General features: G+C 29.9%; 7 protein-coding genes. All 7 read right to left on the bottom strand.

Annotated elements, in window-relative coordinates; genetic code table 11:
• Positions 1-1269: 1269 nt before the first annotated feature.
• Positions 1270-2649, bottom strand: coding sequence for an ATP-binding protein (locus ACH2CG_RS14845; protein WP_395066577.1), 1380 nt, complete (start codon positions 2647-2649; stop codon positions 1270-1272).
• Positions 2650-2695: 46 nt separating this feature from the next.
• The gene (locus ACH2CG_RS14840) at positions 2696-3343 is read right to left on the bottom strand and encodes a hypothetical protein (protein ID WP_395066575.1); all 648 of its coding nucleotides are present in this window, start codon (positions 3341-3343) and stop codon (positions 2696-2698) included.
• The gene (locus ACH2CG_RS14835; protein WP_395066573.1) at positions 3343-4197 is read right to left on the bottom strand and encodes an abortive infection system antitoxin AbiGi family protein; all 855 of its coding nucleotides are present in this window, start codon (positions 4195-4197) and stop codon (positions 3343-3345) included. Before ACH2CG_RS14835 ends, ACH2CG_RS14840 begins: the two co-directional genes overlap by 1 nt.
• A 1-nt stretch (position 4198) precedes the next feature.
• Entirely contained in the window at positions 4199-4387 is a 189-nt protein-coding gene (locus tag ACH2CG_RS14830; RefSeq protein ID WP_395066571.1) for a hypothetical protein, read from the bottom strand.
• A 33-nt stretch (positions 4388-4420) separates the two neighbouring features.
• Positions 4421-6652 carry an AAA family ATPase gene (locus ACH2CG_RS14825; RefSeq protein ID WP_395066569.1) on the bottom strand — a complete coding sequence of 744 codons (2232 nt, stop codon included), beginning with the start codon at positions 6650-6652 and terminating at the stop codon, positions 4421-4423.
• Between the two features lie 84 nt (positions 6653-6736).
• Positions 6737-7363 carry an ATPase gene (locus ACH2CG_RS14820; protein ID WP_395066567.1) on the bottom strand — a complete coding sequence of 209 codons (627 nt, stop codon included), beginning with the start codon at positions 7361-7363 and terminating at the stop codon, positions 6737-6739.
• Positions 7364-7435: 72 nt separating this feature from the next.
• Complete coding sequence (locus ACH2CG_RS14815; RefSeq protein ID WP_395066565.1) at positions 7436-7846, bottom strand: hypothetical protein; 411 nt, start codon at positions 7844-7846, stop codon at positions 7436-7438.
• Between the last annotated feature and the right edge of the window lie 231 nt (positions 7847-8077).

Raw genomic sequence — 8077 nt, 5'->3', positions numbered from 1 at the left:
GGGTGGAGATTTTTTCTAAAACCCGCAGGGCTTGAACTTTTTTTTCTTGAAACTGGAACTTACCTTTACTTTCTTTTATTTATTATTTTTTTATTTTCCTTTTAATCCGAGAAGTTTCTGTTTAAGACAGATTTTAAAAATGTTGATGAGATAGATGATGTTCTTCGGAAAGGGTATTAAATTTCAAAGGCTGAATAAAAAACCAAGAAAACAATAAAATTGCTTTTATTCGGACTTTGAAATTTCATACTCTTTCTTACGGTTTGATTTTGTGGGTGTGATAAATTGCTTTATCGCGATTGTGAATTTTAGAAGTAAAGTTGTAAAGCAATTTATTACACTTACAAAAACAATGCAAATACGACCTAGTGCGATGAGGCAGTAGCGCAGGCAAGTGTGTCTTTTTTTATTTGCTTAACGTGATGTTGTGATTGATTTTACTATCGGCTTGATGCTCACTTTTCCTAAAAAGATGGAAATGATTTTTAAAGTGAACATTCATCTGAAACCGCTACGCATCAAGCCGATGGAAAAGCAATTTATCTTGTGTTTCTGGCAAATAAAAAAATATACTCTTGCTGGCTCTTTTTGGTTTTGTGTGTAGAAAAATGACTTTTACCATAGGCAAATTCACTATATAATAAAGCCATTTTTCTACTTACAAAAGCAATGCAAATACTACCGATTTAAGCGTCTAGCTGATAAAACAGTTGTAAAGTTCTTGCGAAAAGAAATCTTGTAAATTAAAGAAAATGTTCATCGGAATTTTGACAGTGGTTTGTGAAGGATGGTTTTTTGAGCGGCTCTTTACCAAAATTAAAATAACACTTAAAGAGCCGCTCAAAAAGTTGTCCTAGAGCAAACCACAAGCGCGTTGGCAGGAGCGGCTGTTTTACATAAATGATATTATAGCTTCATTGCAAAAACCAAAAAAACAATAACAACGCTTTGTAATGAACTATAATACTCAATTATGTAACACAGCTTGGGAAAAAAAATTACTGGCGCAAGTCACGAAGTGTACGTGTTTTTTCTAAAAACTGTGCCAGTAATTTTTTTTAGAGCGTTGGCAAAGGAGTGGCTTCTGAAATGTAAAACTTTCTTTTACCACCGAATGAAAATCAATTGTTGTTAAAAATGAAATTAGTGAAATGAAGCAAACAAAGAATTGATGCTAGGAATACTTGGACTAGGAGCAATTTTTGTGCAGCTGAATGAGATAATGAATTAAAATTTGAGGTTATTTTTCTACCCACCTTTTCTACCCACCTATGGTAATAAGTAATTAATTTTCCAATTACCACCTTTATCACTTCCTTCTCTAGTAAGTAGTCCTAAATCTTTAAGAAAGTCTATGTTATTATCTATAGCAGAAGCACTTATACCTACTACTTTTTCTAAATCTTTTTTAGTTACTTTTGGATTATTATGAACTTCTTTAAGAATTTTAACTCTATTATCTGTTAGTTTTTCTACCCACTTTTCTACCCACTTTTCAAAATCAAAAGGTCTTCTAAATGTAACTGTAAACATTCCATCAATATTAAATTCAGGTGGTGTTAATCCTTCTTCTCTCATTACATCACGTATTCTTGCAATACCTGAACCTATTTGTTCTACTAATCTCATTCTTTCAAATAAACCAAAGATTAATGGATTTCTGCTTGCACTTCTTTTACCAAATTCATTTCTTGGAACTGCACTAACTAAACCACCAGGATTTGATATTTCTACACGATCATCAAATACTTCAATAGTTGTTCTTGCTCCTTTATCATAATAATCACGATGTGCTAGTGAATTAATGATAGCTTCTTTGAAGGCAATTGTTGGGATTTCCCAATACTCATTTCTTGGATTAGCTCCTTCGCCTTCAATATCATATCTTACATTTAGTTTTGATTTCAGCCAAATCATACTTTTTTGATATTGCTGGTATAATGTTCCGGTCATAACTTTGTCATCAACAATATATCTTTTGTCTAAACCATCAAAGACCAAACAACGAATAACAGCTTTTTCAAAGAAAACTTCCGGTTCTTTACCGAAAAACAAAACAGTGCCGTTTTTTAGATAACCATCATTGGAAACTAATTTTAAATTCGTAAATAATTGTTCGTCTGATGTTGCATTGGCTAATTCAGCTTCAAAACGGAACGTTTTAATACTTTCTTTTGAAATGTCATTTTCTATATTTGCTTCTAAACAGGAAACTTCGTCAAAGAAAATTCTATCAGTTTGCTGAAAAAAGTTTCTCATTTCTTCAACCGTTGTTAGTTTTTGAGAATTTGGACCTTGGCGCACATAAATTGCACCTGATAAAACGTAAGGTTTGTTTTGTCCTGAAGGAACTTCTATAACAGCTACATTTTTACCATCAACCTCAACAATATAAAATTCACATTGCAATGGTGGCGAGATTTCTCCGATAGAATTTTGTATTGCAGAACGTTTGGAATTATCAATAGTAACTCCTTTGATTATGTTTTTATCATCAACTCCAATTAATAGAACTCCTCCAGAAGCATTTGCAAAAGCGCATACTTCTTCGGTAATACTTTTCAGATTAGTAGGTAGGTTTACTTTGAATTCGGCATTAAATCCTTCTCCAGAGTTTACTATTGATTTTATTTCGGTTGGATTGAGCATATAATTAAATGAATGATGCAAAGAAATTAAAAAATAAGCATATAAACTAAATTTCGTTAGGGACTAATTTAAATTCTAATATGTCTTCAATTTTAAATATTTCTGCATACTTTTCTATAGAACCAATTTGAATTTTTATTGGTTTCATTCCATAATCTTCAACATAAAATCTAAATTCTTTTTGATATTCAAACTCTAAAGGTTTTTCAAATAATGTTATTTTACGATTTACCTCATCTTTATTATAATAGTCTACAAATCCATGACGAAATTTATAATTATTATTTTTTAATTCTTTTTCGATTTTCTTAAAAAATAGAGGAAGGTCTTTTATTACCAAACAGTGAGTTCCAAAACGCAAATTATTTTTATCAAATGCAAAATCTAATGGATTAGGGAAACCTTTTGACGATATTGCGTACAATGAATAAATATTTCCAATAACTTCTTTATGAGCTTCTGTCAAGTGTATTTTTATATAATTGAACTCTCTATCAATTCCTGGAATTTTGAAAGTGCCGGGCAAAGAATTAATCACTCTTGAAACTCCTTCGTATTTATCGCCTCGTAATTCTTGGTCTTCTACTTTTCGAAAATATTCAATTGTATTCATGTAGATTGTTCCATTTTCGAATAAATCAAGAATATTTTCTTCGCTGCCTAATTTTAAGAAAAGTTTTATTGTGTGTTCCATTATAAGTTCTCTAAAATTTGTTCTAATGAAATTAATCTTGTTCCAAGTAATTTTAAATCATTTGAAGATGCTGTTTTTCCAAAGATATCGTCTAACTGTTTAATCATATCAGGTATTTCACTATCTCGTTCTACAATTATAAATTTTACATCATTTGGCTCAAATTCAAGTTTTATATGTTTTGCAAGTTTTATATTTAAAGCTCTTCTTTTTCTAGGGTCAATGAAGTATTCACTTTTATAACTATCCTTCATTTCTTTGCTAAATAGAAACTCTCGTGATGGTGTAAATCGCCATTCTCTTTCGTCATAGAACCTTACAAGATTTTCTAAATAGTTTCCATTTCTATAGAATTTTCCTTCATACGGTTTTATATAACGAATAAAGTGAGACAATTTAGAATTTACACTCTCAACTCTTTTCGAAAATTCTTCTTCTCTTATATTAAACCTTTCATAGACAATTTCCGCACTTCGATTAAATTTAAACTTTTCTAATTCCTTTTCTTCAATGTCAAAAAAATTTTCAATATTTTCGAAAACATCATTAAGAATTGAGGTTGTAGCTGAATTTGGATAAGTATAAATTATTGGATTAATCTTGTTTTCCATGCCCCAAGATTTAGATAATCCAATAGCATATTTTCCGTAAGTATTTGTATGTCTTCTAACATGCGATAACGGAATATCACAAAAGCATGTCATTGGAAAAACAATTTCAGCTTTATCGTTAATTAAGCTCTCAAAGTTTTCTAAACTGTAACGAACATATAAGCCATTTTTTAAGATGCTTAATAATGAATTTTTATTGTACGTAAAATGAAATAAAGTATGTGCACTAATGTTTGTTTCCATATTAATCATTAATTAAACTTGAAATCAATAAACTATCAATTTCTTTTTTCAAAGTATTTGATTTGTTTGCTATATTTTCAATATCTGACATATAACTACTTTTACTTAATTTCTCTGAAAGTAATTTTAAACAGTTAATTTCGATTTTTAGTAATTCTATTTTTAAATTATTAAGTTGATTATTGTCCATAATTTATTTTTTAATTCAAGTATAATTAGTTGATTAAACAACACTTGTTTCTTCTTCTAAATTTATTAATTCACTTATTCCCATCATCATATTAAAATGTCCTTCGTGGTTGGTTAGAATAAAAATGTCTTTAAAAACTTTTTTATAATTTTCAATTGTTCTGTCCTGTAATTCAACAAACAAATCATCGTTGATACTGTGTGAACCATCATTTATCCAGCTAATTAGTGACGAACATATTTCTTGCTCTTCTTTGGTTGTGAATTTTTGTATTAAATCATCATCGCCATATTTTCCTAGAAGTTTAAAATAGTTTTCAATAATTCTTCTCATAATATTTTGAACGGTTACACTTGATTTAACATTTTCATTTTTTAATTCTTGCCACAATAATTCATAAGATGATTTTATTGGGTTTTCCATATTGAAAGATTGAATATTAGTGAATTTCTCGTTTTTTCTTAATATCCAAAAATTTGTTTTTGCACAAAATTTCGTTCTTCCATCAATAAAAGATACTTCTTTGTGAAAATAGACATTGTGAGTTAAAAGAATAATCTGTTTAATATTTCCCGCATCTGATTTAATACTTTTAATAATATCTTTTATTAGCGTGCTAACAACAAATAATACGTTGCTGTCTAAACTTGAAATTGGATCATCAATAACTAAAATTCTTTCATCGTTTACCGTTTCTTCTGAACTTCCACCTTTTGCCAATTGTAAATAATACAAGAAAGTAATAAATGTAATTTCGCCTTCGCTTAATGTTGCTTCAGCAATAGTTCCATCTTCTCTTTGAATTTGATAAAATCCTTCTTCTAATGACGGCACAATTTCAAAACTTAAAAATCCGTAAGATTTTAAAAGACGATTAATTTCATTTATAGTTGGCTGAATGCTAGTGACATTTTTGCTTAAATTTTTAATTTCTATATCCAAATCGCTAAATTCTTTTAATTTAGTAGTTAGTTGACCTTGAAGAGCAGTATTACCAGTGAGTAATCCATTATTTTCGGTATTGAATTTTGTAATATCAGTTCTAAATTCTTCAATAATATATTTCCAAATAGATTGAGTTAAACTTAATTTTTCCGTTGTAAAATTGGTTACAATATTATTATGCTTTGTGATTTCTGTATTAGCACTTAGTACTAAATCTGCAATTAGATCTAATTGTTCCTTTACTGAAATTAATTCAATACTTCTGCTAGGTTCTTTTGTTTTATTATTTAGATATTCGCCGTTTGCGGTATTCTGTCCAATCAATGTTTTTAAAAAAGCAGAAAATCTATCAATATTTAATTTTGTATCCGGAAAAGATTTTTGATTGGTTTCAAGATTGTTCAATTCATTTACAAAGTTGTTCATCAAAGAATTATATTCTTCTTTTAACGTTTTTATTGTATTCAAATCACTTAAATAGGTTTCGTCAAAATAATCTTCTAATTGTTTTTTGAAATCTTCTGAAATGGTTTCTTGTTGACAAAACGGACAAGTATTATCTTCTTGAATATAATTTCTTCCTTGATTTACCCAATCGTTAATATTTAATTTTTGAATAAGTTTTGCAATGTCAACATCAGCTTTACCAACAATTACTTTTTTCCATATTGGGTTGTTTTCTATTTCGATAATTCTATCAAATGTTATTGTATTTATTGGTGTAATATTTTGAGGAACTTTTCCGAAAATTGTTTTTGCTTTTTCTTTTAATTCTTCTATTGACGACAGTGTTTTAGTATTACTGCTAAATTCAGTCAATAATTTATTTTTAAAACTTTCTTTCTGTAACGAACCTGTAAATGCCTCTTTGAAAGTAATTTCATATTTTTTATAAATTTTAGTCCAAGTTGTTTCCTTAAACTCATTTTCTAGGTTTTCTTTTTTTAGAATTTGAGTATTTAAAGTTTCTCTTTTTTTAAGACCGTCTGCTTTTATAATCTTTAATTCTTCGACTTTTTGATTTATAACTGCAATCTGTTCTGTAGTTGCTTCTCCCAGTGTAAAAACTCCTCCAATTTTACCATTACCAAAATTTCGTAATCTAAATTCTTTGTTATAAACTAATGTTTTTAATTCTTGACTATTTTTCCAATTTGTTGAACAATTCTCAAAATTTGTTTCGTCATATAGAAAGTTTGATATTGTAGTTTTCCCACAACCATTTGCACCATAAATAAAATTTATTTTCTTTAAATTTGTAATTTGAATACCCGTCTGATCATAAGATGCAACCCTTTTAATCTCTATTTGCTCTATCATTAGTAAAATATTTATGAATTTACCAAATTATAAAATAATTTCTAATGATTTGTTTTGTTAGGTTTTGAATTGTTAACCAAGTTATTAAGTCCTTTTATCTATAACATTTCTTTCAAAACCAATCAAATTAATCATTTCACGTAGTCGAGAACGCACGCGGTTCCCATATTGAGTTTCAATTTCACTTGCCGAAAGATTTGTAGTGATATGCGTTTGAATTTTTTTAGCTGTATAAATATCATATCGACTTAATAGAATTTCTGCCATTACATTACATTCATTTCCGAAGTATTTTAGGTTGTTTTCTGTTCCTAAATCGTCGAAGCATATTGTTTTGGGTTCATATTCGTATAATTTTCCTTTGCTGTATTTGTGAATGATTTGATAGCCGTCCTGGATGAATTCAAAGCTAATGTCTCGACACGGTTTTACGAAAAACTTATTTTCGATTGGTGTTAGATATTTCATCAAATTCATTAGTGAAGTTTTGCCACATCCGACTGGACCAGAAAGTAGAATTCCTTTGTTGGGATTGATGCTATATTGAAAACAAGTTGCTTCGTCATTTAGGAAATAGGCGATGAGTTTGTAAATTATGGGATAATCAGTTTCAAGGATTTTGAAATGATTTCCGTATAATTCAATTCCCTTTTTTTCGAGCCAAAGGATTACTTCTTCGTAGTTGTAGTGGGTTTTTATTTCTGTTTCCATAATTTTAGGATTTAACCGCAAAGTGCGCAAAGGATTTCGCAAGGTTCGCAAAGAACCTGAAACAAGTTCAGGTTAAAGCGGTTCTGAATAGTCTTTGTCTGTTCCTGTGTTGAGGTGTTTTGCTCTGTTGGGTTGTTGTTCATTTGAAATGAATTTAGGTGCGTTTAATATCCAATTTTGTGCTGCGGCTTGCCAATTGACCATTGGAGTTTTACCACCAACTAACCAACCGTTACTGGAGAAGTAATTGAAAAACTTAATGGCTTCAAGTTCCGGAAAGTTTTGTTCGAGGAAATAGGTTTTGACACTTTCGATTGTTGGCACAATCGCTTTTTCTTTTTCTCTTTCTTTTTCTCTTTCTCTCCCCCTCTCCCCTAGTACACATATGATATTAGAAAATACTCGGTCGTTATTTTTATTCTCGTGTTTGTCCTCTCTTTCCTTTTCTTTCCTGATCTCTTCTCTTTTCTTCTCATTTCTCATCTCTCTCTTTCTGTCATCTCTCATTCTCTCTCTCTCTCTCTCATTTTCTATTATCTCATCTCCTCTCTCATCTCCTATCTCTCATCGCATCTACTCTCTCTCTCGCTGTCTCGTTTCATCTCTCCCATCTTCTCTCCTCTTTTTCATCACTTACATCCCCCTTTCATTCCTCTCATTCCACTAGTACGGCCCCTTCTCGGAAAAATTCATAAGGAACATTCTCCTGGCGAT

The sequence above is a fragment of the Flavobacterium sp. genome, from assembly GCF_043778725.1.
GTDB lineage: Bacteria > Bacteroidota > Bacteroidia > Flavobacteriales > Flavobacteriaceae > Flavobacterium.
Note: the sequence above shows the minus strand (reverse complement) of the source record. Positions and strands in the feature narration are given on the sequence as shown.

What these genes read in the sequence shown, in the direction of transcription:
- ACH2CG_RS14825 (WP_395066569.1), bottom strand. Translation starts at nt 6,652, where the DNA reads ATGATAGAGCAAATAGAGATTAAAAGGGTTGCATCTTATGATCAGACG.
- ACH2CG_RS14820 (WP_395066567.1), bottom strand. Translation starts at nt 7,363, where the DNA reads ATGGAAACAGAAATAAAAACCCACTACAACTACGAAGAAGTAATCCTT.
- ACH2CG_RS14840 (WP_395066575.1), bottom strand. Translation starts at nt 3,343, where the DNA reads ATGGAACACACAATAAAACTTTTCTTAAAATTAGGCAGCGAAGAAAAT.
- ACH2CG_RS14845 (WP_395066577.1), bottom strand. Translation starts at nt 2,649, where the DNA reads ATGCTCAATCCAACCGAAATAAAATCAATAGTAAACTCTGGAGAAGGA.
- ACH2CG_RS14835 (WP_395066573.1), bottom strand. Translation starts at nt 4,197, where the DNA reads ATGGAAACAAACATTAGTGCACATACTTTATTTCATTTTACGTACAAT.
- ACH2CG_RS14830 (WP_395066571.1), bottom strand. Translation starts at nt 4,387, where the DNA reads ATGGACAATAATCAACTTAATAATTTAAAAATAGAATTACTAAAAATC.
- ACH2CG_RS14815 (WP_395066565.1), bottom strand. Translation starts at nt 7,846, where the DNA reads ATGAGAAATGAGAAGAAAAGAGAAGAGATCAGGAAAGAAAAGGAAAGA.